The 23,572-nt window shown below is 60.5% G+C and carries 18 protein-coding genes and 2 tRNA genes; 4 read left to right on the forward strand and 16 right to left on the reverse strand.

Features of this window, described 5'->3' with window-relative positions:
• Positions 1-67: 67 nt before the first annotated feature.
• From GT495_RS04580 to rpsF, 14 genes are all read right to left on the reverse strand, one after another.
• Positions 68-1,021, reverse strand: a complete 954-nt coding sequence (locus GT495_RS04580; protein WP_161161670.1) for a class B sortase — start codon at positions 1,019-1,021, stop codon at positions 68-70.
• Positions 1,022-1,057: 36 nt separating this feature from the next.
• The gene (gene purE, locus GT495_RS04585; protein ID WP_006235810.1) at positions 1,058-1,522 is read right to left on the reverse strand and encodes a 5-(carboxyamino)imidazole ribonucleotide mutase; all 465 of its coding nucleotides are present in this window, start codon (positions 1,520-1,522) and stop codon (positions 1,058-1,060) included.
• Positions 1,523-2,235: 713 nt separating this feature from the next.
• Positions 2,236-5,550 carry a carbamoyl-phosphate synthase large subunit gene (gene carB, locus GT495_RS04590; protein WP_161161671.1) on the reverse strand — a complete coding sequence of 1,105 codons (3,315 nt, stop codon included), beginning with the start codon at positions 5,548-5,550 and terminating at the stop codon, positions 2,236-2,238.
• 98 nt (positions 5,551-5,648) lie between these two features.
• Positions 5,649-7,154 (reverse strand): glutamine-hydrolyzing carbamoyl-phosphate synthase small subunit, encoded by a 1,506-nt coding sequence (gene carA / locus GT495_RS04595; protein ID WP_240128097.1) that lies wholly within the window; start codon positions 7,152-7,154, stop codon positions 5,649-5,651.
• 411 nt (positions 7,155-7,565) lie between these two features.
• Positions 7,566-8,531: a hypothetical protein gene (locus GT495_RS04600; protein ID WP_161162677.1), complete on the reverse strand. Its 966-nt coding sequence runs from the start codon at positions 8,529-8,531 to the stop codon at positions 7,566-7,568.
• Between the two features lie 19 nt (positions 8,532-8,550).
• Positions 8,551-10,320 carry an ABC transporter ATP-binding protein gene (locus tag GT495_RS04605; RefSeq protein WP_161161673.1) on the reverse strand — a complete coding sequence of 590 codons (1,770 nt, stop codon included), beginning with the start codon at positions 10,318-10,320 and terminating at the stop codon, positions 8,551-8,553.
• A 252-nt stretch (positions 10,321-10,572) separates the two neighbouring features.
• Entirely contained in the window at positions 10,573-11,268 is a 696-nt protein-coding gene (locus GT495_RS04610) for an NUDIX domain-containing protein (protein WP_161161674.1), read from the reverse strand.
• Between the two features lie 21 nt (positions 11,269-11,289).
• Positions 11,290-12,594 carry a phosphoribosylamine--glycine ligase gene (gene purD / locus GT495_RS04615; RefSeq protein ID WP_161161675.1) on the reverse strand — a complete coding sequence of 435 codons (1,305 nt, stop codon included), beginning with the start codon at positions 12,592-12,594 and terminating at the stop codon, positions 11,290-11,292.
• A 120-nt stretch (positions 12,595-12,714) separates the two neighbouring features.
• Positions 12,715-14,001, reverse strand: coding sequence for an adenylosuccinate synthase (locus GT495_RS04620; protein WP_161161676.1), 1,287 nt, complete (start codon positions 13,999-14,001; stop codon positions 12,715-12,717).
• A 93-nt stretch (positions 14,002-14,094) separates the two neighbouring features.
• The gene (gene dnaB, locus GT495_RS04625; protein WP_161161707.1) at positions 14,095-15,492 is read right to left on the reverse strand and encodes a replicative DNA helicase; all 1,398 of its coding nucleotides are present in this window, start codon (positions 15,490-15,492) and stop codon (positions 14,095-14,097) included.
• Between the two features lie 218 nt (positions 15,493-15,710).
• Positions 15,711-16,250 (reverse strand): 50S ribosomal protein L9, encoded by a 540-nt coding sequence (rplI, locus tag GT495_RS04630; protein WP_022094073.1) that lies wholly within the window; start codon positions 16,248-16,250, stop codon positions 15,711-15,713.
• A 15-nt stretch (positions 16,251-16,265) separates the two neighbouring features.
• Positions 16,266-16,532 (reverse strand): 30S ribosomal protein S18, encoded by a 267-nt coding sequence (gene rpsR / locus GT495_RS04635; protein ID WP_006235829.1) that lies wholly within the window; start codon positions 16,530-16,532, stop codon positions 16,266-16,268.
• Positions 16,533-16,604: 72 nt separating this feature from the next.
• The gene (locus GT495_RS04640) at positions 16,605-17,057 is read right to left on the reverse strand and encodes a single-stranded DNA-binding protein (protein ID WP_138341029.1); all 453 of its coding nucleotides are present in this window, start codon (positions 17,055-17,057) and stop codon (positions 16,605-16,607) included.
• Between the two features lie 48 nt (positions 17,058-17,105).
• The gene (gene rpsF / locus GT495_RS04645) at positions 17,106-17,399 is read right to left on the reverse strand and encodes a 30S ribosomal protein S6 (RefSeq protein ID WP_006235831.1); all 294 of its coding nucleotides are present in this window, start codon (positions 17,397-17,399) and stop codon (positions 17,106-17,108) included.
• A gap of 504 nt (positions 17,400-17,903) precedes the next feature.
• Between rpsF and GT495_RS04650 the strand changes: the two genes are divergently transcribed.
• Both GT495_RS04650 and GT495_RS04655 read left to right on the forward strand, forming a co-directional pair.
• Positions 17,904-17,994, forward strand: a tRNA-Ser gene (locus tag GT495_RS04650).
• 48 nt (positions 17,995-18,042) lie between these two features.
• A tRNA-Ser gene (locus GT495_RS04655) sits at positions 18,043-18,133 on the forward strand.
• A 160-nt stretch (positions 18,134-18,293) separates the two neighbouring features.
• On the opposite strand, the gene GT495_RS04660 is transcribed toward GT495_RS04655, so the two are convergent.
• Positions 18,294-19,301 carry a hypothetical protein gene (locus tag GT495_RS04660; RefSeq protein ID WP_161161677.1) on the reverse strand — a complete coding sequence of 336 codons (1,008 nt, stop codon included), beginning with the start codon at positions 19,299-19,301 and terminating at the stop codon, positions 18,294-18,296.
• A gap of 304 nt (positions 19,302-19,605) precedes the next feature.
• Here GT495_RS04660 and GT495_RS04665 point away from each other — a divergent pair, with 304 nt between their 5' ends.
• Positions 19,606-20,295 carry a trimeric intracellular cation channel family protein gene (locus GT495_RS04665; RefSeq protein ID WP_240128098.1) on the forward strand — a complete coding sequence of 230 codons (690 nt, stop codon included), beginning with the start codon at positions 19,606-19,608 and terminating at the stop codon, positions 20,293-20,295.
• A 107-nt stretch (positions 20,296-20,402) separates the two neighbouring features.
• Positions 20,403-21,548, forward strand: coding sequence for a polymer-forming cytoskeletal protein (locus tag GT495_RS04670; protein WP_161161678.1), 1,146 nt, complete (start codon positions 20,403-20,405; stop codon positions 21,546-21,548).
• 127 nt (positions 21,549-21,675) lie between these two features.
• On the opposite strand, the gene typA is transcribed toward GT495_RS04670, so the two are convergent.
• Positions 21,676-23,514, reverse strand: a complete 1,839-nt coding sequence (gene typA, locus GT495_RS04675) for a translational GTPase TypA (RefSeq protein WP_022094345.1) — start codon at positions 23,512-23,514, stop codon at positions 21,676-21,678.
• Positions 23,515-23,572 lie beyond the last annotated feature (58 nt).

Raw genomic sequence — 23,572 nt, forward strand, 5'->3', positions numbered from 1 at the left:
CGGCAGGCCCCGCCGACCGATTGCAAGCGGTCGGCGGGGCCATTGTGGCTCTTGACAGCGGATTGGGTCATATGAGCGAACGGCAGGTCACAAGCGTAACGATCTTGGTTGCCGAAGCAGCGCGGTCGGTGGCATCGCTCGCCACGGCAGAGGCGCCGTCGAGCATCTCGGACAGGTAATTCTTCAGTCCGTCAGCGCCCTCAAAGTTGGGCGTGCGCGCCTTGGCATACGTGTCCTCGACCACCTTGGTCGCCAGCGGGCGCAACTTATACGTCGCATCGCGCGTGATGTAGTACACGTATTCCATGCTGTCGAATGTCGCCTGATCGGTCGTGTCCGAAATCACGTTGAACATTGAGCCGTCGTTCATGTGATGGCCGTAAATCGTGGTCTGCTGATCCACCATGCCCGGCGCGGTATCGTCGCTATCCAAAAAGATGGCACCAGACGCATTGGCCGTACCGTCAAACAGCGTGTTGAGGTACTTGGAGTTGTTGTTGGTCTGCACCACGGGGTAGTTGATGTTGGTGCCAGGCGCGTAAATCCAACCCACAACCTCGGGATTTGTCTGGGCGAGCGCATTGAAGTCAATGATCGGCACGCCGCTGGCGTCCTTGTCGCTCACATATTGCTTTTCGATTTTTTGATACGACTCGCTCGCCTGCTTGTAGCCAATCTGCGCGTTGATAAAGATGGCGGCCGCAGCAACGATCAGGCCAATGCCGATGATGATGAGCAGAATGGGGACGACGGAGCGCCGCTTTTTGCGTGGCGGCTCGGTATAGCTCGATGGCGCGGTATGCGCCGAAGAGCGAGGTGACTTCTTGGCCGTACTGTATGACGAAGGGCGATATGCAGCAGGTGTATCCGGACGGCAATGCTTCGCCGGCGTTACGGGACGCGGCGCACGAGCCTGCTGAGGAGAGGATGCCCGACCCTGCCGCATGGAGCGGGCCGATCCCGACTTGGCCGGATCGGGGATCTGAGAAGCCAAGAAACGTTTTCCCTGATAGTCGGACATGACTCTCCCTATGATTACAACGGAATGGCAAGCCGCTTAGGCGTCGGCCATCTCCTGCTTCATCTTCTCGATAACCTTGCGGTACTCGGGGTCGCAGGCGCCCAGGATCTGCGTGGCATAGATGGCGGCGTTCTTGGCACCGTTGATGGCAACACAGGCCACGGGCACGCCCGAAGGCATCTGCACCATCGACAGCAGCGAGTCCATACCACCCAGGTCGCTCGTCTTCATGGGCACGCCAATAACCGGCAGCGGCGTAAACGCGGCCACGACACCGCCCAGGTGAGCAGCCTTGCCGGCAGCGGCGATAATCACCTTGATGCCGCGGTCGGCAGCAGTCGAGGCCCACTCATGGACCTTCGCCGGCGTGCGGTGCGCGCTCGCGATCACGAGCTCGTAGGGCACGCCCAGTGCCTCGAGCTCGGCGGTGCAACCTTCCATAACGCCCAGATCGGACTTGGAGCCCATGATGATCCCGACAACCGGCTTCTGATCTGCCATAAACAAAGACCTCCTGTTGAGAGCGGTGACGCGGCGGATCCGCAACCCTTAACTACTGAGAGTAGTATAGCTGCTCCCGTCCCTGCGGTCCTTGTGGCGCTTCGCGGGCGGGCCAGGCTTTATCTTCACTCCGGTTGCTTCGCAAAGTCGTTCAGATAAAGCCTGGCCCGCCCGCGAAGCGCCCTGCGACCTACCGGATATTGCCATGACGTACGTTGGCTGATTTGGTTTGGATAAAAAGGTTGACGGAGAGTGATGGGCAGTTAGTTCAGATACGTATAATTTGGCCGTGGCCCTGGGCACGAAACTGCCGCTTGGAAGCCGGAGCGGACCCAGTAATGGGCCGTTCCCAGCTTGACAGAGCGTCTTCATCGATTCAGATTGCCAAAAATAGGCTGAATGAGTCCAGATCGATCTTCTCCTACTCTCTAGAAAATACGAATTTGAACTAACTGCCCAGAGGCGTCCTCGACTAACAGTAAAAAGGCCTCCATACAAAGAGTGGGCCCTGCCTTTCGAACGAACGGCAGGGCCCACTCTCATTTTCTATTTAGCCTTATTCATCGCACAAAGCCCCTTCGGCAGCACACGGTGCAGCCAAGTCACCGTAGGCCGGGGCGGGAGGGGCCGAGTTTCCTCCTGAGCGACTCTGCCTGCAGCCGGAGCGAAAGGGGGAAATCTCGGCCCCTCCCGCCCCGGCCGGCCAGGTCACACTACACCGTGTGCTGTGGCAGGTCCTGCAGGGCGATGACGTCCATGCCCATGTCGTTGGCGCTGCCGTGGCCCCGCTGGTCCTCGCGCACGGCCTCGATGGCACTCACATACGTGTTGGCTGCAGACATCGCCGTCACGCAGGTCACGCCGCGACGCACGGCCTCGGTACGCAGCAGGTAGCCATCGCCACGCGAGCCCGGACCGTACGGCGTGTTGATGATTACCGCAATCTTGCCATCGGCGATGAGGTCGCCGATGTTGGGGCACTCGCCGTCGTGCGGGCCGCTGATCTTCTCCACGACTTCGCACGTCACATTGCCGCCGCGCAGCACGCGCGCCGTGCCCTCGGTGGAACAGATATCAAAGCCCAGGTAGCGCAGGATACGCGCGACCGAAAGGATGTGACGCTTGTCGCGGTCGCACACGCTGATGAATACCTTGCCGGCGCTGGGGTCGGGCAGCTTGTAGTCGATCGCCAGTTGCGTCTTGGCGTACGCCTCGGGATAGCTCTTGGCGATACCCATGACCTCGCCTGTCGACTTCATCTCGGGCCCAAGGATAACATCGGCGCCGGGGAAACGGCCCCAGGGCATGACGGCTTCCTTCATGCAGAACCAGTCCAGCTGACGCTCGTCGCTCGGCAGGCCCAGGCTCGCGATGGAATCGCCTGCCATGATACGTGCGGCACATTTGGCCAGCGGCACGCCGGTGGCCTTGGAGATAAACGGCACGGTGCGACTCGCGCGCGGATTGGCCTCGATCACGTAGACGGTCTCGCCCTTGATGGCGTACTGCACGTTGACCAGGCCGCGCACGCCCAGCGCCATCGCGATGCGGCGCGTGGTCTCGCGGAGCTTCGCCTGCAGGCTCTCGCTAAAGCTAAACGGCGGGATGCAGGTCGCGGAGTCGCCGGAGTGAATACCGGCCTCCTCGATATGCTCCAGAATGCCGCCGATGTAGACCGCTTCGCCGTCGCACAGAGCGTCGACGTCGGACTCGATCGCACCCTCCAGGAAGCGGTCCAGGTACACCGGGTAGTCGGGGCTAATGCGCGCAGCCTCGGCCATGTAATCGCGCAGGTGCTCGGCATCGTAGGCGATCATCATGCCGCGGCCGCCCAGCACGTAGCTCGGACGCACCAGCAGCGGGTAGCCAATGTGCGCGGCCACGGCCTCGGCCTCCTCAAACGAGGTGGCCTGGCCCGCCGGCGGGTACATGATGCCCAGCTTGTCGAGCAGAGCGGCGAAGCGCTCGCGATCCTCGGCAAAGTCGATGGCATCGGGCTTGGTGCCCATAATGTTCACACCGCTCTCCTCGAGCATGCGCGCCAGCTTAAGCGGAGTCTGGCCGCCGAGCGTCACCACGACGCCGTCGGGTCGCTCAACATCGATGACATCCATGACGTCCTCGTAGGTGAGCGGCTCAAAGTACAGGCGGTCGGACGTGTCGTAGTCGGTCGAGACGGTCTCGGGGTTGCAGTTGACCATGATGGTCTCGAAGCCGCGGGCCGCCAGCGCGTAGCTCGCGTGCACGCAGCAGTAATCGAACTCGATACCCTGGCCAATGCGGTTGGGGCCGGCGCCCAAGATCATCGCCTTGGGCTTGTCCGCCGGCGTGGTCTCGTCGGGAGCCACGCGCTTCTTGGCATCCGGACTCGTGCGGTAGATGTTCTCGTACGTCTTGTAGTGGTACTCCGTGGCGCTCGAGAACTCCGCAGCGCAGGTATCGACCGTCTTCATGCTGGGGACCACGCCCAGACCCTTGCGGTAGGCGCGCACAAAGCGCTCATCGGAGCCGGTCAGCGTGGCAATCTCGGCGTCACTCGTGCCATACTGCTTGAGCAGGCGCATCGCGTCGGCGTCAATATCCTCCACGCGCAGGCCGCGGATGCTCTCCTGAACCTGCACCATATCGTTGATGCGGTTGAGGTACCACGGATCGATGCCGCAGATGGCATGGATACGCGCGTCATCCCAGCCGCGGCGCAGGGCCTCGACCACAAAGAAAATGCGATGCTCGGTCGGCGTTGCCACGGCCTGAGCGAGCTCGTCGTCGCTCAGCTTGTCGGCACCCTCCTTGCCACCGGCGCAGATACCCTGGTGACCGTCCTCCAGTGAGCGCATGGCCTTGCCGAAGGCCTCCTCAAAGGTGCGGCCAATCGCCATGATCTCGCCCACGGCCTTCATGCGCGTGGTGAGCGTGGGGTCGGTACCCTTGAACTTCTCGAAGGCAAAGCGCGGAACCTTAACGACGCAGTAGTCGATCGTGGGCTCAAAGCAGGCGGGCGTGGCCTTGGTGATGTCGTTGACGATCTCGTCGAGCGTATAGCCCACAGCCAGTCGCGCAGCGGCCTTGGCGATGGGGAAACCCGTGGCCTTGGAGGCCAGCGCGGACGAACGGCTCACGCGCGGGTTCATCTCGATGACGATCAGGCGACCGGTCTGGGGGTTCACGGCAAACTGCACGTTGGAGCCACCGGTCTCGACGCCGATCTTCTCCAGAATGGCGAGCGAGGCCACGCGCATGCGCTGATACTCAAGGTCGGAGAGCGTCTGCGCCGGAGCCACGGTGATGGAGTCGCCGGTGTGCACGCCCATGGGGTCGAGATTCTCGATGGAGCACACGATGATGCCGTTGCCGGCGTGGTCACGCATGACCTCCATCTCATACTCTTTCCAGCCCTCGATGGACTCCTCGACCAGCACCTCGTGGGCGGGCGAGAGCTCCAGGCCCTGGCTCACGATGGAGACGAGCTCCTCGTGGGTATGTGCGATGCCGCCGCCGGCACCGCCGAGGGTAAAGCTCGGGCGCAGCACGCAGGGATATCCCAGGCGCTCGGCGATGGCCTCGGCGTCGGCGACGCTATAGGCATAGCCCGAGCGCGCGACCTCCAGGCCAATCTCGGCCATGGCCTCGTTAAAGAGCTTTCGGTCCTCGCCGCGCTCGATAGCGGCCAGGTCGCAACCGATCATCTCGACGCCGTACTTGTCCAGCGTGCCGTCCTTTGCCAGCTCGACGGCGGCGTTCAGGCCGGTCTGGCCACCCAGCGTGGGCAGCAGCGCATCCGGGCGCTCTTTCTTGATTACGCGCTCGATAAACTCGGCGGTAATGGGCTCGACATAGGTGCGGTCGGCAAGACCCGGGTCGGTCATGATAGTCGCCGGGTTGGAGTTGACCAGGATGACCTCAAAGCCATCCTCCTTGAGCACCTTGCAGGCCTGGGCACCGGAGTAGTCGAACTCACAGGCCTGGCCAATAACGATGGGGCCCGAACCAATGACGAGGATGCGCTTGATGTCAGTACGTTTCGGCATGTTTAAAACCTCCTAGAGAGGCTGACTCAATGTTTTGGAAAAGTCAGCGAGGGTGCAGCTGGTGCATCAGGTTGCCGTGATGCGAGGGCGCGCTGGGCTTATGCCCGCGCGTCCGAAGCAGAACGGCAAGATGATGTGCCAGATGCAGCCGCAGCATCGACCGGTCCGCCGTTCGGTAGAACGGCGGACCGGTCGTCGGCGAAATTCCAACCGGCAAGGCGGTCCTTCGCGGTGTCGATGGCCAGGTAGTTCTCCTCGCCGTCCATGAGTCGCGTAAAGGCGGTAAAGAGATAGTGGGCATCGGTGGGGCCGGGCGAGGCCTCGGGGTGGTACTGGACCGAGAAGCACGGGGCGTCGAGCAGCTGGATGCCCTCGGCGGTGCCGTCGTTGAGGTTCACGTGCGTCAGGCGAATGCGGCCGAAGCGCTCGTTCATCACGACCGGCGCGATGCCACGGCGCACCCAGGCGCGCAGGTCGCCATCGGCCGCATGCTCGGTCTCGCCGCCGGAAAGCTCCGGGATCAGTTTGCCCAGACTGGGGAACAGTAGGCCAAAGCCGTGGTTTTGCGCGGTGATCTCCACGCGACGGCTCACCAGGTTCATAACCGGCTGGTTACCGCCACGGTGGCCGAATTTAAGCTTTTCCATTTGGGCGCCGCACGCCAAGCTGATCATCTGGTGACCAAGGCAAATGCCAAAGACCGGCACCTTGCCGATCAGCTGCTGCACCTGCTCGTAGGTCTCCACCACGGCATCGGGGTCGCCGGGGCCGTTGGATAAAAAGACGCCGTCGGGATTCATGTCGAGCACCTGCTGGGCGGGCGTATCCCACGGCACGACGGTAAGGTCGCAGCCGGCACGGACGAGGCCCTCCAGGATGCCGCGCTTCACGCCGCAGTCGTAGGCGACCACGTTGTGGCGGGCAGGAGCGGCAGGGGCAAGCGCAAAGCCATGCGTAGCGGGCAGGTCGGCAGCTGCAAACTCGTGAGGCGCGGGGCAACTCACGGTCTTGACCAGATTCTCGCCCACCAGCGTCGGCGCTGCGGCCAGACGCTCGGCAAGCTCGTCGACGTCAAAGATCTCGGTCGAGATAATACCCATCTTGGAGCCGTTGTCGCGCAGGTGGCGCACAAGAGCGCGGGTGTCGACGCCCTCGATGGCGACGATGCCGTGGGCACGCAGGTACTCCGACACGCTGACGGCCGAGCGCCAGTTGGAAGGCGTGGCGCACATGTCGCGGACGATCATACCGCGCATGGCGGGAGCGTTTGCGGGGCGAGCGGCATCGCCGGGGAAGGCCGACTGGACGTCGGTCTCGTCGATGCCGTAGTTACCGATCTGCGGATAGGTCATGGTTACAATTTGGCCGGCATAGCTCGGGTCGGTCATGACCTCAAAGTAGCCCTCAAGCGAGGTGTTGAAGCAGACCTCGCCGGTCGCGGTGCCCTCGGCACCGCATGCACGGCCATAAAAAATGGTCCCATCCTCAAGGTACAGGATGCAGGGACCGCAGGCGCCCTTGCTGGTTTTGGCCAGCATACGCTGGCAAAGCTCGCTGGGCGCGAAGGTGCGGGCAGCAATGCCCGCAGTATGGTTGTTCGCCATAATTCTCCTTCCCGGTCTCTCCGGACCGGCTTAAAGGTTGGTAGTTAGGCCTTGCGGTATTGTAACCGCAAGCATGCACCATAGCGTTAATTTCATTGAAATGTTTACGAAATGATAATTATGACTTTCTATGCATAATGATTTTTCTGGGACGGGGCTTAAAAAATCATTCTGTCATGCATGCAGTTGGCGAGTAGTCAATTTGGGACGGGGCTATTTTAGCTACCCACGCCGTCGACCAACCTAACCGGTGTGCCACCGGCCGTGGTAGCTAAAATAGCCCCGTCCCAAATTGACTACTCAGCGACAAAGCCCCGCTCTCAGAATGATTTTTTAATCCCCGTCCCAGAAAAATCATCCCGCGCGGGCACTTGGCTCACGCGGGATGACATCGTTCTATGTGGCTGCGGACTATTTTTGCTTATCCCGCTCCAGCAAATCGGACGCTGTGCGGTCGGGCTTGCCGCCGCGGAAGATCTCGCGACCGTGCAGGCGATGCTCCAAGTCACGCTCGGCCTTTTCTTCCGTAATCTTGGTCTGGCTTACCGCCGGGTCCTCAATCAGTGACGACACCGAGTTCACCTGCTTTTGGATGCGCTCGGCAATCGTGTCGTCCATGCTCACGATACGCATCTTCCAGTCGATACTCGTGGCATTTGACGAGCTCTTGGTCCACACGAACGTCAGAATGGCGCTCTGATGGCCCTGTGCGGGAAACATGCCAAAAAAAGAGTCGTGCTGGATCTTGCTGTCCTCATCGATATAGGCGTGCACGTTATACACCACGCGGTCGATCTTATCGTTGAGCAGCGCGTTGGTCGCAAGCGCCGCAGCCTGAATCTGCCCGTTGGACAGCAGCTCGAGCTCGTTGGCAGACGATGTGTCCAACACCGTCACCCCTACCGTACCCGTACGTTCGTCCGCCTCGTCGACGCTAAAGTCGAGCGGGAACTGCGTAAAGCCGTTACCCCACTCAAGGCCGCCCTTCAGTGCCGTGGAAACGGTATCCACCGAAACGCTCTCGGACAGGTTAGCAGTGTTCAGGCGGCGCATCACGCCGTAGCCGATCTGCATGCCCACGATTAACACCAAAATGCCGATAACTACGGCCACGGCGGTCTTCGTGATGGTATGGCTCACCTGCGAGCCCGAAGGGTCGTCCTCGGACAGCGGGTCGATCTGCTTTGTCTGGCTTGCGCGATCTTCGCTGCGAAGCTGCGCCAGCGCCGCCTTGTCGCCGCGCTTGGCCGCAGCCTCTTTTTCGCGCATGCGCTCGGTGCGCTTTTTGGCAAGCGTCGGATCCAAAACGCCGGATGCGTCGATCTCGGAGAATAACTCCGTCACTTCTTCCGGAGTCAAAGGGTTCTTCTCAGCCATATACTTCCTGTCATATCAATCAGTCGAGCTCGTGCGCACGCGCACCTTCGAACTGCATTCGATAGTAACGGGCATAGGTGCCGCCACGGGCGAGAAGCTGCTCGTGCGTACCACGTTCCACAACGCGACCATGCTCGACGGTCGCAATCTCGTCGGCATGTTTAATGGTCGAGAGACGGTGGGCGATGATGATCGTGGTGCGACCGCGCGCTAGGCGCTCGAGCGACTCCTGCACCGCTTCCTCGCTCTCGTTATCCAAGGCGCTCGTCGCCTCGTCCAGGATCAGGATCTTGGGGTTCTTGAGAAACACGCGCGCAATGGCTACGCGCTGCTTCTGGCCGCCCGAAAGACGGCTGCCGCGCTCGCCCACGACCGTGTCGTAGCCCTGCGGCAGCGACTCAATGAAGGTATCGATATTGGCGCGGCGGGCGGCCGCGGCGACCTCTTCTGCCGTGGCGCCCGGCTTGCCGTAGGCGATGTTCTCGCCAATCGTACCGTCAAACAGATAGACATCCTGCTGCACCAGGCCAATGGCACGGCGCAGGCTCTGTTGCGTCACATCGCGCACGTCTTGGCCGTCGATACTAATGGATCCAGCAGCCACGTCATAAAAGCGCGGCAGCAGCGAACACGTTGTGGACTTGCCACCGCCCGAGGGGCCAACCAGGGCAATGGTCTGTCCGGGCTTGATGGACAGATCCATATGGTCGATCACGGGACGAACCTCTTCGCCACTGCTCAGCTCAACATCCTCGTAGCCAAAGCACACGTCGCGATATTCAACCGCGCCAGCCGTCACCTGCAGGTCCGCGGCATCCGGCTTGTCCTGGATATCCGGGGCGGTCGAAAGCACCTCGTCCATGCGCTTAAAGCCGGCGATGGCTTTCTGATACGTCTCAGCCGAGTTCACAAGCGTCTCGAGCGGGGTGCAGAACAGTGAAATGTAGAGCGCGAAGGTCGCCATATCGACCGCCTGCAGCTGGCCTTGCGCCACCAGCCAACCGCCCAGCAGCACCACGATCACGTACAACACGCCCGAGAGCAGGCCATACGTCGCAGTGTAGACGCCCATGGCGTGATACATATTCTCCTTGGACGAAAGATAGCGGTCGTTAGAGGCACGGAACTTGGAACGCTCAGCTTCCTCGTTCGCAAAACTCTTGACTACGCGCATGCCTGCCAGCGAATCCTGCAGCTGAGCATTAATACCACTGATCTTTTTGCGGTTGTCGCTAAAGACCTCGCGCATGCGCATGTTCTGCCAAAACATGATGACCGCAAACGCCGCCGTCACCACGGCCATGGCAAGTGCCAGCACCGGGGCAATCGCAAAGAGGATCACAAACGAGCCGACGATCTCGATGCCGCAGATGATAATCCACTCGGGCACATGGTGTGCCGCCTCGCAGATATCGAACAGGTCGTTGACCACGCGGCTCATCATGTCACCCGAGCTGTTGCGATCGAAGTACGCAAAGCTAAAGCGCTCGTACTGATCGAACAGATCCTCGCGCATCTTGGACTCCATGCGCGCGCCCATCACGTGGCCCCAGTAACTCACAAAGTAGCGACAGGCGCAACGGATGGCATACATCAGTACCAAGCCAACCGCGATCATACCGAGCGCCTGCATAATAGCAGCCTGACCCTGGGTAAAGAGCCCGCTGGTCAGATTGCGCAGGATAATGGGAAACGCCAGGTCAATGGCGGCAAGCACCAGGGCACAAACAGTATCGGCAACAAAAAGCCCCATCTGGGGCTTGTAATAAGACAAAAACCTTCTAAACATGCAGTCCTCGGGGGGGGGGTAAATAAGTAGCGTGAGAAATCCGGTTGAACCGTTCGGGCTGAAAACAAAGCGTCCCAACAAGCATAAAGCCGATGTTCTGGCAGCGTCAGCGAAAACGTCCCTAAGCGAGCAAGGTGCCTTGAAAGAGGAGCGACGCGTACTTCGGTACGCGAGCGACGATTGAAAGGCAGATTGCTGCTTAGGGGCGTTTGCAGCGTCGACTCGTTACGCGGTTTGGTAAAACCGCGTAACCTAGAGCTCAGAACCACTCAGGCGATGCGCGATGCTATCGCAGGCCAAGGCGCCCACGACGGTCTTGGCATCTTCGATCTTACCGTCGAGCACGGCGTCGATCAGCTCGTGCAGCGGCACGAGGTCCACGTTGACGAACTCGTCGTCATCGGGGTTGGGTGCATCGAACTCGAGCTTGGTGGCCAGGTAGATGTGAATGATCTCGTCACAGAAGCCGCAGGTCGTGACGATCGATGTCAAAAAGCGAATGCGACCGGCCCTAAAGCCCGTCTCCTCGTGCAGCTCACGCTTGGCGCAATCGAGCGGATCCTCGCCCGGATCGAGCTTACCGGCGGGAATCTCGACCGTCACGCGGTCGATGGCGGTGCGATACTGACGCACCAGCACGATCTTGCCGCTCTCGGTAAGCGCCACGACGGCCGCCGCGCCCGGATGTCGAATCACATCGCGGGCGCTGCGATGACCGTTGGGCAGCTCAACCTCAAGACGGTGGACGTCGAGGATCTTGCCCTTCCAGGCGCACTCCTCCGAAAGAATCTTCTCGTGCAACTCGGCATCGTGCGGGTCGTCATCGCCCAGCACCAGCATCGGCTCGTCGACAACCTCACCACCCGGCTCGTCCTCGGCGTGTCCGTACGCGCGGCTATCTTCCTCGACGATCTGCGCATCCACGAGCTCTTCGTTCTTCTCGTCCATCCGTCTCATCCCTCTCGGACTTTAGGCATCCCAGGCGTCGCGGCCACGCAGCGCGCGCAGACCGATGTCATGGCGCAGGATCTTGCCCTCAAAATCAATCTTCTCACAGGCCTCGTAGGCAAGGTTGCGAGCGTTCTCGAACGTGTCGCCCAACGCGGTCACGGCAAGCACTCGGCCACCGTTGGTCACGAGCTGACCGTCCACCACGGCGGTGCCGGCATGGTACACGGTCACGTTCTCCATGGCCTCGGCGTCGGCGATGCCGGTGATGACTTTACCCTTCTCGTAGCTGCCGGGGTAGCCCGCGCTCGTCAGGACAACAGCCACGGCCCACTCGTCACGCCAATCGAGCTCAGTCTGATCAAGCTCGCAGTTGGCGCAGGCGAGCATAACCTCGACCAGGTCGTTCTTGAGGCGCGGCAGCACGACCTGCGTCTCGGGGTCGCCAAAGCGGGCGTTGAACTCCAGCACCTTGGGGCCGGCGGGGGTAAGCATAAAGCCGCCGTACAGGCAGCCGCGGTAGTCGATGCCCTCGGCAGCGAGTTCGGCCACGGTCTGCTCCATGACCGCCACCATGGTGGCGTGTTCCTCGTCGGTCACGATGGGCACCGGGCTGTAGACGCCCATGCCGCCGGTGTTGGGGCCACGGTCGCCCTCGAGCGCACGCTTGTGGTCCTGCGAGGTGGCCATGGGGCGCACGGTCTTACCGTCGGTAAAGGCCAGCAGCGAGCACTCGGGGCCAACCAGCATCTCCTCAATGACAACGGTGTTGCCGGCATCGCCAAAGGTGCCACCGAAGCACTCGCGCACGGCCTCCTCGGCCTGCGAAAGCTCAGTCGCCACGATAACGCCCTTGCCGGCAGCCAGGCCGTCAGCCTTCACGACCAGCGGAGCGCCCTGCTCGCGCACATAGGCAAGAGCCGAAGCCTCGTCAGTAAACGAGCCATAGGCGGCCGTCGGGATGCCGGCGCGCTCCATGAGCTGCTTGGAGAACAGCTTGGAGCCCTCCATCTGGGCACCCTCGGCACCCGGGCCAAAGCACGGGATACCCGCCGCGCGGACGGCATCGGCCACACCCGCCACAAGCGGAGCCTCGGGGCCAATCACCACGAGTCCGCATCCGTGGCTCTGGGCAAACGCCGCCACGGCCGCAGGATCGCAGTCGTCGAGAACCACGTTCTTGCCGCAGCTTGCGGTGCCGCCGTTACCCGGCGCGATGTAGAGCTTGCCGGCGCGCGGTGATGCTGCGAGCTTGGCTGCCAGAGCATGCTCGCGGCCGCCGCTGCCCAACAACAGGATGTCGATGGTTTGAGTATCCGCCTTCAAGGGTGCCTCCTCTATGGATGAACGGCCCGCCAACCAAGCGGGCCCATTACAAGCAGATATACCCCTCAGCCGCCCGCTTGGGCTGCAAAGGGGTATATCGCAATAACCAAATTGTGCCGATTACTTCCAGAATCGGTTGATGATCTGCTCGCGACCGGCGCCGACGCCGATAAACGTCACGCGGGTGTGTGCCAGATCCTCAATAAACGCCACGTAGTCCTGAGCCTCCTGCGGTAGCTCATCAAAGCTGCGGCAGGCGGTGATGTCGCACTTCCAGCCCGGGAGCTCCTCGTAGATGGGCTTGGCATGCTCAAAGCGCACCTGGTGCTCGGGCACGCTCGTGTAACGCTCGCCATCGACGTCATAGGCAACGCACACCTTAATGGTGTCGAAGGCCGAAAGCACGTCGAGCTTGGTCAGAGCGATATCGGTGAGACCGTTGACACGCGAGGCGTAGTTGGCGATGGGGCCATCGAACCAACCGCAGCGGCGGCGACGGCCGGTGGTCACGCCGTACTCATAGCCTTCCTCGGTCAGCGTATGGCCGGCCTCGGACTCATAGGAAAGCTCGGTGGGCATAGGACCCGAACCGACGCGGGTGATATAGGCCTTCATGACGCCCAGCACGCGGTCGACATTCTTCATACCGACGCCGGAGCCGGTGATGGCGCCGCCGGCGGTGCAGTTAGAAGACGTCACATACGGATAGGTGCCGTGGTCGATGTCGAGCAGCGTTGCCTGGGCGCCCTCGAACAGCAGGCCCTTGCCCTCGTCGATCATGTTGTTGAGCAGCAGGCTCGTCTCGGTGATGTAGGGGCGCAGACGCTCGGCCATGGGCAGGTACTCATCGCAGATCTGGTCCACGGTGTAGGTGGGCAGGTGGTAGATGAGCTCGAGCTCGGGATTCACGCGGGCAAGAGCGGTCTCCAGCTTGTCGCGGAACAGCGCCTCGTCCAGCATGTCCTGCATGCGCAGGCCGATGCGGGCCATCTTGTCCTGGTAGCACGGACCGATGCCGCGCTTGGTGGTACCGATATTCTTCTTGCCGAGCTTCTGCTCAAAAGCACCGTCCAGATCGATGTGGTACGGCATGATGACGTGCGCGTTGCCGCTGATCTTGAGGTTCTTGGTGGTGATGCCGTCGGCCTCGAACATGTCAATCTCCTCAAGGACAACCTTGGGGTTGACGACGCAGCCGTTACCGATCACCGACACATGGTCGGAATACATGATGCCGGAGGGCACCTGGTGCAGGCCGTACTTCTTGCCGTTGACGACGATGGTGTGGCCGGCGTTATTGCCGCCCGAATAGCGCACGACGGCATCGAAGTCGCCGGCGACCAGGTCGCAGATCTTACCCTTGCCCTCATCGCCCCACTGGGCACCGACCAAAACGGTTGACGGCATGTTTACTCCTTACATTCATGGACTGTCTACGCGCCACCCTGGCACGCAGAAGCACAAAACGTTCCCAGTATACCCGTGCAACGGGCGCCTGTCCTACTCCTCGGCATGTGCCCCATCAAGCTCATAGAACTTGGTGGATGCCGGCAGGAACATCAGGTCGACGTCGCCGATCGGGCCCGAACGGTTCTTGGCCACGACGATACGCGTAACGCCCTCGTCGGGTCGATCGTCGCGCGAGGCTTCGGCCTCGTCGGCGGAGCGGTCCAAGAACATGACGATATCGGCGTCCTGCTCGATAGAGCCCGATTCACGAAGGTCGGAAAGCTGCGGGCGCTTGCCGGTACGGGATTCGACCTGACGCGAGAGCTGTGACAGCGCGATGAGCGGGATCTTGAGCTCCTTGGCCATGATCTTAAGACCACGCGACATCTCCGAAACCTCGACGGTACGGCTCTCGGAGCGGCGTCCCGGCGGAGGACTCACCAGCTGCAGGTAGTCCAGGATGATGATTGCCTTCTCCTTGTTATGGAGCATGCGGCGGCTCTTGGCGCGAATCTCGGTCACTGTGGTGCCGGGCGTATCGTCAATCAGAATATCGAGCTTGGACAAGGTCTGCGTGGCCTCGTTGATATTGGCCCACTGCTCGGGGCTAATGCGGCCCATGCGGAAGTCGCTGATCGAGATCATGGCGTAGGCGCAAATCAGACGCTGGGCAATTTCCTTGCCCGACATCTCCAGCGAGAAGAAGCCGACGGTATAACCAGCAGCGGCAGCGTTAAGTGCCAGGTTCAGAGCGAACGACGTCTTACCTACAGCAGGACGGGCGCCGATGATGATGAGCTGACCCTCGCGGAAGCCCATGAGCATACGGTCGAGTGACGGAAAGCCGGTGGGCACGCCCGCCGCCTGACCACCGGCCTGGCACACTTCCTCGGCCTCGTTATAGGCCTCAACCATAAACTCGGTCAACGTCTTGTAGCTCGACTTGACCTCGCGTGCCGTAACCTTGAGCAGCTTACTCTCGGCTAGCTCCACGACCTCTTTGGTGTCGGTGGGGGCGTTATAGGCCAGCGCGTTGATCTCGTTGGTGGCGCCGATCAGCTCACGCAGCATCGAATCGCGGCGAACGATGGCGGCATGGTGCTGCCAGTTCACGAGCGACAGGGTCTGACCCATCAGCTCCAAAATGTAGGCCTCGCCGCCCACGGCATCAAGCTTGTTGATGCTGCGCAGGTAATCGATCAGCGAGATAGAGTCGATGGGAATGCGGCTGTTGTACATATCGACCATCGCGGTGTAGATGGTCTTATGAATGGGCCGGTAGAAGTCATCGGGCTGCAGCTCAACCTGGGCTTCCTCGACCACCTCGGGTGACAGCAGCATGGCGGCCAGCACGTTGGCCTCTGCATCTTGGTTTTGGGGGAGACCCAACTTGGATCCGCGGTCCTCGACCGTCAGCGCCGTCTCCCTTTCGTCATATGCCATGAGCATCCTCATTCATATCGCTTGCGAGCATCCATAGTATCAGCCACAGTCCCAAAACAGGCCGCGCCCCGGCAATCATCACCGAACGAAACGGATGAACGGTCCCGCATTTGGAACTTCATCACAACGCCTGCCATGGCGCTCGATGAGCGTTGAAAACAAAAGGGCGCCCTGGTTTCCCAGAGCGCCCTTCTTAGAACAAGATTGTTGCGTTGCAGCAAATGCTACTCGGCAGCAGCCTCAGTCTCGACCTCGGCGGTCTCGGCCTCGGCGACCTCAGCGGCCTCCTCGACCTCAGCCTCGGCAGCGAGCTCCTCGGCGGTAACGCCGACGAGAACGACAACCTCGGCCTTGATCTCGCGGTACAGCGAGATGGCAACGGTGTGGGCACCGGCAACCTTGATGGGCTTACCGAGCTCGACGCGCTTGCGGTCGATGTCCATACCGAGCTGAGCCTTGATGGCGTCAGCGATCATAGCGGCGGTAACGGAGCCAAAGAGGATGCCCTCGTCGCCGACCTTGACGTCAACGGTGACCGTCTTGCCCTCGAAGGCAGCCTTGGTCTCGTTGGCGGTAGCCAGACGGACGGCCTCGCGCTTGGCGATGTTGTTGCGACGCTCGTCAAGCTGCTTGAGGTTGCCCTTGGTGGCGGCAACAGCGAGCTTCTTGGGGAACAGGAAGTTCTCAGCGTAACCCTGAGCGACCTCTACGACGTCACCCTCGCCGCCCTTGCCCTTGATCTCATCGAGAAGAATAACCTTCATGATGCGTCTCCCTTCTTAGCCGCGGTCGCGGTTGCCACGAGAGGAAACCACGGGGACGGTGTACGGCAGGAGAGCCATCTCGCGGGCGCGCTTGATGGCGTTGGCGATGTCATGCTGATGCTGCGTGCAAGCGCCAGTGACGCGACGGGGCTTGATCTTGCCACGGTCGGTCATGTACTTACGGAGAAGCTGAGTGTCCTTATAGTCGATGAACTCAGTGTTCTCCTTGCAGAACTGGCAGTACTTACGACGCGGCTGACGTGCAGAAAAATCATTAGCCATGTCAAAATACCTTTCATTTGGCAACTTCGGCGAACCGAAGCCGCCTCTCACTCAAAAATAGGTGAACAACCCTTAGAACGGGATGTCCTCATCGTAGACGTCGACCGCGGGCGGCGTAGCCACCGGCGCGGCAGGACGTGCTGCGGGCGCGGAAGCTGCGGGGGCGTAACCGCCCTGGTCGTAGCCACCCTGGCCACCACGGGAGCTCATAAACTCGATCTCATCGACGATGACCTCAAGCTTGCTCCGGCGCTGGCCGTCGCGCTCCCAAGAGCTGTAGCGCAGCTTGCCCTCGATCGCGACCTTGTTTCCCTTTGCCAGGAAACGGCTCACGGCCTCGGCGCGGGTGCCGAACATGGTGCAGTCGACAAAGTTGGGATAGTCCTCCCACTCGCCAGTCTGCGCGTTGCGGCGACGATCGTTCACGGCGACGCCAAAGGACAGAACCTGGGTTCCGCCGGCGGTGGCGCGCAGCTCGGGATCGCGGGTGAGGTTACCGGTGATGTTCACTCGATTGATGCTCATAACTCACTACTTCCTCTTGGGGCACAAGCCCAGTCCAAAACGACAGTCTTACTCCTGGTCGTCGCGACGGACGATCATGTGGCGGACCACAGCGTCGGTGATGCGCAGGACGCGATCAAGCTCGGCGATCTGGGTAGGATCTGCGTGGAAGTTGATGAGGGTGTAGTCACCATCGGTGAGGTCGTTGATCTCGTAGGCGAGCTTGCGCTTGCCCCACTCGTCAACGGAGTCGACCTTGCCAGCGCCCTCAGCGATCGTGGTATCGATACGCTTCATAACAGCGAGACGAGTCTCGGGGTCGAGCGACGGGTCAACAAAGAACAGCAGTTCATAAGCCTTCATATTGTCACCTCCTCTGGGCAAATGTGGCTTCAGGTCGTGAAGGTGCGCCTGAAGCAGGAAAAGACTTGGTCATAATATCTTTCAACCTCCTAGGCTGCAAGAATATGCAGCTACAACCTCATGACCTCCACATATGCCCATACTCGCACGGTGTTTCATGCGCATTCCAACCAAATGCCGACCAAATGCTTGACGGATTTGTGGACAAGATACGGTGCCGCGGGGACAAGCTGAGCCAAGCCGCAGGTCAACGGGCACAAGGCTGTGGTCGCAAAATGCATACCAGTGGCCCACAGCACCAATCAAAGATTTTTAAATTCATTGCCAAGTCGCTTATGAATACCCTTTTTGAACAATTGAGTTGATCAACCACGCTGGTCGGAAGCCGTTTTTTGGCACCTCAAACCCCACTGCAACGCCAAGTGCGGCCAAGCGTTTTAAAAAATGCTAAGTTTTCGGCTTGCACCTTGCGATTCCTCGTGTATACTAACTTTCGCATTTAACGGAGAGTTGTCCGAGTGGCCGAAGGAGCACGATTGGAAATCGTGTAGGCGTCAAAAGCGTCTCCAGGGTTCAAATCCCTGACTCTCCGCCAGTTAATTCCAAAGCAGGCCTTCGAGCCTGCTTTGTTTTTACCCCATGCGGAGGGGTGGCAGAGTGGTTGAATGCGGCGGTCTCGAAAACCGTTTGGCCTGTATAAGGTCACGAGGGTTCGAATCCCTCCTCCTCCGCCATTTTGGTTAAGAAAGCTCCCAATATTGGGGGCTTTTTTGTTATCGAAATACGTCTCGATCCCACGCTTCCCCAAACATGTACGTCACCCTCCAAAACCGACGTTTTTCGACATCTTTGAAGGCTGACGTACACATTTGGATTGAGCTCACGAGAGTGGCACTATTCGGAAGGTGTCTCCTCGTCTCGCACGCCTTTCCAGTTGCGGATAAGTGCCTTGCGCAGTTCGTTTTGTTTTCTCTGGTACCCGGTGTCGGTACAGCGAGGCATGCCGAGTGCTTCGCGGATGTTGTTCATGGCGCGGTGAAAGGCGAGCTGACTACTGAACTGAGCCGAAGTGAGCGTAACGATTCGATATCCCATTTGGGAGAGAACTGCCTCTCGTTCCGCATCCGCTCCCTTTCGCTCGACCTCGTCGTGAAAGCCGCCCTTATATTCGATACCGAGCTCCCTGCGCTTGTAGGTAACGAGCGCATCGATTTTGAGCGTTCGAGCTTTGGCGCAATGCCAGAGACGTTGAGGAATCTCGAGCGGTTTGTTGAGTTCGATACCTCGAATGCCAACGCCGCCTTCGCTTGTTGGGAGCGAGAGGGCGATTGCCGAAGCGGTCTCCATAGGCGAGGTTGAGTGATCGTAGATGTGCCTGAGCGCGAGCCGCGCACGTGTGGCACCGGGTTTGCCGGGGTGCCGATCGAGAAGTTCGGTTATTTCATTCTTGGAGGTGGCGGCTGGTTGCTCGGTATAAGAGTCGGCGGGATTGAGCCTCATGCGATAATCGCCGCAAACTTCATAGCCATATTCGAGATATTCGATCCTATCCATCCACTCGGCAGCGAGCACGAAGGTGAAGGCTTCGTCGATGATGAAGATTCCGGGCGTCAACTCGTCAATATGCTCGTAGGGAAGATTTTGTCCAAGAATGTGGCAAATGACACCTTTGGTGCGAATGCGCTCGAATTCGAATACAACCGAAATATCGATAGTCTTGAGCATATCGGACGGAATGCCGCAGTCGGTAAGGGCCTGTCGTATGCGCGCAACGCGTTGCTGGGTGGAGATGCCTCGTGCGCCTATCTGGTAGTCGTGCCGCGCAAGAGACTGAACCAAATTCTGGGGTGCATGATGGACAAGCCATGCGGTTTTATGCGAAATGAGAACAGGGGTATCCATTGAGGGCCTCTCGCTCTGAGCCGGTATCCAACTCTTATGTCCGTTGAAGTGGGAAAATATACCGGATGCGAGTAAATCAATCCACTCATGCTGTGAGCTCAATCCAAACATGTACGCCAGCCTCCAAAGATGTCGAAAAATGTCGTTTTTGGAGGGTGACGTACATGTTTTGGACCCCTGGCATCCCAGCAATGCCACGCCAGCATCCGCTGCCGACCGTTTGCCGAGGAATGAGGACGTGATGTCCGCCAACCATGTACTATGTACGGGCATTGTCTAAACTCGCAATCAGAAGGATTCCATCTTGCCCGTCGTCGCCGCTTTGACCGTTACCTCACATGCCTCGGATGCCATGGTCGCTACCCCCTTTTGGCTCGAGATGTTCGCCGTTGTCGCGGCATCGATCTCGGGCGTGCTGGTCGCGCGCGCCCACAAGCTCGACCTGGTGGGCGCGGTCGCGCTCGCGGTGGTCTGCGGTCTGGGCGGCGGTCTTTTACGCGACATGACACTGCAGGTGGGCAACGTCTACATCCTCAACCAGCCGATGGCACTCCCACTTTCCATTGCCACGGCGGCCATCATCTACATCTTCCCGGCAATCGTCGATAAACCCGAGAAACTCATTCCCCTGCTCGACATCATCTCGGTCGGTATCTACGCCGCCACCGGGGCGGACAAAGCACTGGTCTACGGATTTGCACCCGTCGTTTGCATTATGATGGGCTTCTTCACCGCGGTGGGTGGCGGCATGTTGCGCGACGGCTTTATGGGCGTGGTTCCGGGTATTTTCCAACGCACTAACTTTTATGCCATCGCGGCCATCGCCGGATCGGCAAGCTATGTATGCCTCGTCATGAGCGGACTTGTTAGCAACATCACCGCCCTCATCGTGTGCGTCGCGGTGACCATGGGTCTGCGCTGGCTCTCGCTGCGCTTTGACATCAAAAGCCCCACCGAGGAAGACATCGCACGCTTTTTGCACCGCAAAAAATAGGTGGCGCGGGCCCATCCTTCGAAATGCAACCGAGAGGTTCTTTTAGAGCGCCCGCGCGTTGGGTACCATGTTAGGTATATGCCGAACACCTAGCAAAAGGATCAACCATGGCTTTCAATCAAACCGCGGCGGCGCCGTCACACAAGATGCGTCGCTGCCTGCTTATGGCATTCGCGCTCATCGCGCTGGCGCTCACTGCACTTCCCACGGCGTCGTTCGCCGGCACAGACACCGCCGGCAACGTACTTGCAACCGAAGCTGACTCGGATCCGTCCAGCGCCGAGGGTGACCTGTACTGGGCCGGCCAAAGCCTTAACCTAGACGATGCCTCCATCGGCCGCGATATTATCGCGGCGGGCGAGAGCCTATCGATTCGCGACTGCACCGTAGGCGGCGCTATTCGCCTGGCGGCGCGCACCATCGATATCTCCAAAACCGCAATCGATGGCAGCGTGACGGTAGCCGGTCAGCATGTCGTGCTCAACACCGGTAGCACCGCCAACTGTTTTTACGCGATGGGCGAGACGGTTGCCCTGCGCGGCTCTACCAAGTCGGCAGCGCTCGCGGGCGACACGGTGACCATCGATGGCACCGTCGAGGGCGATGTCGAGGTTTGGGCCGACAAACTCATCCTAGGCAAGAACGCCCACATCACCGGCACCGTGAACGCGCACGTCTCCGAGGACCCCGAGCGCGCCGCGGGAGCCGAAGTCGGCGCGCTCAAGATCGACCGCACCGAGAACGAAGATACTTCCACCGTTAACGATGTCATCGGCGGTATCGTCGCCGCGGCACTCTCGACCTGCTTTGTCGCCCTGCTACTCGAGCTCGTCTTTCCGCGCGCGACCGCCAGCGCCGCCGGCATGCTCCACCAGCGCCCCACGCCCCTGTGGGTGAGCGGTCTTCTGGGTACGATTGCTATAGCCCCCGCCGTCCTACTGTTGATTATCTCTATCGCTGGCCTGTCGCTTGCCGGAGCCCTCATGTGCGGCGTTATCGGCATCGCATTGGTGTCGAGCGCCTTTGCGGGGTGCGCGATCGCCCGCATGGTCGGACACAGCCAAAACCGCTACGCCATGGCAGCCGTGGGTGGCATCGCCGCAGGCGCCCTCACAGGGCTTCCCCTCGTAGGCGGCTTCATCAGCGGCGTGGCCTTTGTCTTTATGCTCGGCTACGTTATCCAAATCATCTGGCGCAACGCCCGCCTCAAGCCGCAGCAGCCGACTAACACGCCGGGACTCCCCACCGCTTAGCAGCTAACCGCCACAAAGATGCCAAGCACCTTTGTGGCGGCGCAAACGAACCTGCCCCTTGCACCAAAAAGGGCGCCGACCATCGCGGTCGACGTCCTTTCTTGTTAGACGCTATAAAACCCAGCGCTTATTTGTTTACCTGGCCAGCGCGGACGGCTGCCTTCTTGCGGTCGGTGGCGTTGAGCAGACGCTTGCGCAGGCGGATGTTCTTGGGAGTGATCTCTACCAGCTCGTCGTCGGCGATGTACTCCAGCGCCTCCTCCAGCGAGAAGGTGCGGGGCGGCACCAGCTGGACGGAGATATCGGAGGTCGAGGAACGCTGGTTGCCCAGGTTCTTGGTACGGGCGATGTTGACGACCATGTCGCCAGCCTTGCTGCGCTCGCCCACGATCATGCCCTCGTAGCACTCGGTGCCCGGCTCAACAAACAGCTGGCCGCGCTCCTGCAGCGTACCCAGAGCGTAGGCAACGGCCTTCTCGGTGGTCATGGAGATCATGGCGCCGTTCTGACGGTTGCCGATCTCGCCGGCGTAGGGGCCGTACTCCAGGAAGGTGTGGTAGAACACGCCCTCGCCGTGAGTGACGTTCATGATGCGGTTCTTAAGACCCATGATGCCGCGGGTCGGGATCTTAAACTCGAGGTGCGTCACGATGCCCGAGGTATCCATGCTCGTCATGATGCCGCCGGAGGTACCGAAGACCTCAACGACCTTGCCCGAGTACTCGTCCGGGCACTCGACGACGGCCTGCTCGACGGGCTCCATCTTGTTGCCGTTCTCGTCCTTCTTAAACAGAACGCGGGGACGGCCGACCTGGAACTCAAAGCCCTCGCGGCGCATGGACTCCATCAGGACGGACAGGTGCAGAATGCCGCGACCCGAGACCTCGACGCCGCTCTTGTCCTCGAGCTCCTCGATCTTCATGGTCACGTTGTTCTCGGCCTCGTTGAACAGGCGCTCCTTGAGCTGACGGGCGCCCACGATGTCGCCGTCGCGACCGACGAGCGGGGAGGTCGAAGCCTCAAAGACAATGGACAGGGTCGGCGGGTCAATCTCGATGGGCTCGAGCTCGACGGGGTTCTCGGGATCGGTGTAGACATCGCCGATATCGGTGCGGTCGATGCCCACGACGGCGGCGATGTCACCGGCGCCGACTTCCTGGCACTCGGTGCGGCCCAGGTAGTCGAAGGTAAAGAGCTGCTTGACGGTAGAGGTGGCGCTGGAGCCGTCGTTCTTGACAACCAGGATCTGGTCGCCCTGGTGGATGGTGCCGGAGTACACGCGACCGATGCCGATACGGCCAACGAAGTTGGAGTGGTCGATGGTCACGCACTGCATGGCCAGCGGGGCGTTCTCGTCAACCTCGGGCGCGGGCATATCGTCGATGATCATGTCGAGCAGCGGGTACATGTCCATGTTGCCGTCGTTGGGGTCAAGGCGGGCAAAGCCATTCATGGCGCTGGCGTAGACCACGTGCTCCATGGCGAACTCAAGCTGGTCGTCGGTGGCACCCAGGTCGGCCATGAGGTCCAGGCAGTCGTTGTAGGCCTTCTCGGGGTTTGCGCCCGGACGATCGATCTTGTTGATGACGATCATGATCTTAAGGCCGGTGTCGATAGCGTGACGCAGCACGAAGCGGGTCTGGGGCATGGGGCCCTCAAAAGCGTCGACCAGCAGCAGGGCGCCGTCGGCCATACGCAGCACGCGCTCGACCTCGCCGCCAAAGTCGGCGTGGCCCGGGGTGTCGATGACGTTGATCTTAACGTCCTTGTACTCGATAGAGATGTTCTTGGCGAGAATCGTAATGCCGCGCTCGCGCTCCTGGTCGTTGGAATCCAGGACGCGGTCCTCGACCTGCTGGTTGGCACGGAAGGCGTCCGTGGCACGCAGGAGCTTGTCGACCATCGTCGTCTTGCCGTGATCGACGTGGGCGATGATGGCGATGTTCCTCAGATTGTCTACGCGCATGTAGTTCCCCTATCTTCTATCCATATACAAACGGCACGCGTATGCGACCCGCCCAGCA

Source organism: Collinsella sp. BIOML-A6, from assembly GCF_009875845.1.
In the GTDB taxonomy this organism is placed as follows: domain Bacteria; phylum Actinomycetota; class Coriobacteriia; order Coriobacteriales; family Coriobacteriaceae; genus Collinsella; species Collinsella aerofaciens_H.

Coding starts and splice junctions, on each gene's coding strand:
- rpsF (WP_006235831.1), bottom strand. CDS start 17,399: ATGAAGGCTTATGAACTGCTGTTCTTTGTTGACCCGTCGCTCGACCCC.
- GT495_RS04660 (WP_161161677.1), bottom strand. CDS start 19,301: ATGGATACCCCTGTTCTCATTTCGCATAAAACCGCATGGCTTGTCCAT.
- GT495_RS04580 (WP_161161670.1), bottom strand. CDS start 1,021: ATGTCCGACTATCAGGGAAAACGTTTCTTGGCTTCTCAGATCCCCGAT.
- rpsR (WP_006235829.1), bottom strand. CDS start 16,532: ATGGCTAATGATTTTTCTGCACGTCAGCCGCGTCGTAAGTACTGCCAG.
- carA (WP_240128097.1), bottom strand. CDS start 7,154: ATGGCGAACAACCATACTGCGGGCATTGCTGCCCGCACCTTCGCGCCC.
- carB (WP_161161671.1), bottom strand. CDS start 5,550: ATGCCGAAACGTACTGACATCAAGCGCATCCTCGTCATTGGTTCGGGC.
- purE (WP_006235810.1), bottom strand. CDS start 1,522: ATGGCAGATCAGAAGCCGGTTGTCGGGATCATCATGGGCTCCAAGTCC.
- rplI (WP_022094073.1), bottom strand. CDS start 16,250: ATGAAGGTTATTCTTCTCGATGAGATCAAGGGCAAGGGCGGCGAGGGT.
- GT495_RS04620 (WP_161161676.1), bottom strand. CDS start 14,001: ATGCCGTCAACCGTTTTGGTCGGTGCCCAGTGGGGCGATGAGGGCAAG.
- GT495_RS04605 (WP_161161673.1), bottom strand. CDS start 10,320: ATGTTTAGAAGGTTTTTGTCTTATTACAAGCCCCAGATGGGGCTTTTT.
- dnaB (WP_161161707.1), bottom strand. CDS start 15,492: ATGCTCATGGCATATGACGAAAGGGAGACGGCGCTGACGGTCGAGGAC.
- GT495_RS04640 (WP_138341029.1), bottom strand. CDS start 17,057: ATGAGCATCAATCGAGTGAACATCACCGGTAACCTCACCCGCGATCCC.
- GT495_RS04670 (WP_161161678.1), top strand. CDS start 20,403: ATGGCTTTCAATCAAACCGCGGCGGCGCCGTCACACAAGATGCGTCGC.
- GT495_RS04610 (WP_161161674.1), bottom strand. CDS start 11,268: ATGGACGAGAAGAACGAAGAGCTCGTGGATGCGCAGATCGTCGAGGAA.
- GT495_RS04600 (WP_161162677.1), bottom strand. CDS start 8,531: ATGGCTGAGAAGAACCCTTTGACTCCGGAAGAAGTGACGGAGTTATTC.
- typA (WP_022094345.1), bottom strand. CDS start 23,514: ATGCGCGTAGACAATCTGAGGAACATCGCCATCATCGCCCACGTCGAT.